This window comes from Paenarthrobacter sp. NPDC092416 (assembly GCF_044755025.1).
Classification (GTDB): Bacteria; Actinomycetota; Actinomycetes; order Actinomycetales; family Micrococcaceae; genus Arthrobacter.
Map to the genome: position 1 here is coordinate 1 of NZ_JBIVQG010000037.1, position 1,951 is coordinate 1,951.

At 62.2% G+C, this 1,951-nt stretch carries 1 protein-coding gene; it reads left to right on the plus strand.

Going from position 1 to position 1,951, the window contains the following annotated elements:
* Positions 1-15: 15 nt before the first annotated feature.
* Positions 16-1,951, plus strand: a 1,936-nt coding sequence (locus ACIQC5_RS24210) for a primary-amine oxidase (RefSeq protein WP_400287766.1), incomplete at its 3' end; no start/stop codon positions are given.

Genomic DNA, 1,951 nt, shown 5'->3' on the forward strand with positions numbered 1-1,951 from the left:
ACAAAGGAGTTAGTCGTGACTTTGAATGCTGAAACTGAGGCTCTTGTGGGGGTTTCGCACCCGTTGGATCCGTTGTCGCGTGCGGAGATTTCGCGGGCGGTGGCGATTTTGAAGGAGGGACCGGCTGCGGCGGAGTCGTTCCGTTTTATCAGTGTTGAGCTTCGTGAGCCGTCCAAGGAGGACTTGCGGGCTGGTGTGCAGGTGGCTCGTGAGGCTGAGGCGGTCCTGGTGGACCGTGCCCAGGCGCGTTCGTTCGAGGCGGTGGTTGATCTTGACGCCGGGACCGTGGATCGGTGGACCCAGTTGGCCGCGGATGTCCAGCCTCCGTTCATGCTGGACGAGTTCGCTGAGTGCGAGGAAGCGTGCCGGAAAGACCCGCAGGTCATAGCTGCGTTGGCCAAGCGTGGCCTGACGGACCTGGACCTGGTGTGTTTCGAGCCTTGGTCTGTGGGGTACTTCGGTGAGGACGCCGAGGGTCGTCGTTTGATGCGTGCTCTGGTGTTCGTTCGTGACGAGCCAGACGACAGCCCGTACGCGCACCCGATCGAGAACTTCATCGTGTTTTACGACCTCTCTGCCGGGAAGGTCGTCAGGCTCGAAGATGACCAGGCCATCCCGGTCCCGTCCGCGCGGGGCAACTACCTGCCCAAGTACGTCGGTGCGGCCCGCACGGACCTGAAGCCGATCAACATCACCCAGCCCGAGGGCGCGTCCTTCACGGTCACCGGCAACCATGTCCAGTGGGCCGACTGGTCCTTCCGGGTCGGGTTCACCCCGCGTGAAGGCCTGGTCCTGCACCAGCTCAAGTTCCGCGACCAGGGCGTGGAGCGACCGGTCATCAACCGGGCCTCGCTCTCGGAGATGGTGGTTCCTTATGGTGACACCGCGCCGGTGCAGGCCAAGAAGAACGCGTTCGACTCCGGTGAATACAACATCGGCAACATGGCCAACTCCCTGACCCTTGGTTGTGACTGCCTGGGCGAGATCAAGTACTTCGACGGGAACAGCGTCGACAGCCACGGCAACCCGTGGACCATTGAGAACGCGATCTGCATGCACGAAGAAGACGACTCCATCCTCTGGAAGCACTTCGACTTCCGTGAAGGCACCGCCGAGACCCGCCGGTCCCGCAAGCTGGTGATCTCCTTCATCGCCACGGTAGCCAACTATGAATACGCCTTCTACTGGCACCTGTTCCTGGACGGGTCCATCGAGTTCCTCGTCAAGGCCACCGGCATCCTCTCCACCGCCGGGCAGAAGCCCGGCGAGAAGAACCCGTACGGCCAGAACCTGAACAACGAGGGCCTGTACGCACCCATCCACCAACACATGTTCAACGTCCGGATGGACTTCGAACTCGACGGACCCAACAACTCCGTCTACGAAGTGGACATGGAAATCCCCGAGCACAACCCCACGCACACCGCGTTCAAAGCCGTGGACCGGCTCCTGGAAACCGAACAGCAGGCCATCCGCAAGACCGACTCCTCCAAACACCGCTTCTGGAAGATCGCCAACCGCGAGAAGAAGAACCTCGTGAACGAACCGGTCGCCTACCGGCTCATCCCCACCAACGGCATCCAACTCGCCGCCGGCGACGAGTCCTACGTCTCCAAACGCGCCCAATTCGCCCGGAACAACCTCTGGGTCACCGCCTACGACCGGACCGAACGCTTCGCCGCCGGCGAATACCCCAACCAGTCCACCGGCGCCGATGACGGGCTGCACATCTGGACCCAAGCAGACCGGAACATCGTGGACCAGGACCTCGTGGTCTGGTACACCTTCGGCATGCACCACGTCGTCCGCCTCGAAGACTGGCCCGTGATGCCCCGCCAGAACATCGGCTTCATGCTCGAACCCCACGGCTTCTTCAACCAAAACCCCACCCTCAACCTCCCCGCAGGAACAACCAACAACACCACCACCGACGACACCTGCTGCCACACCG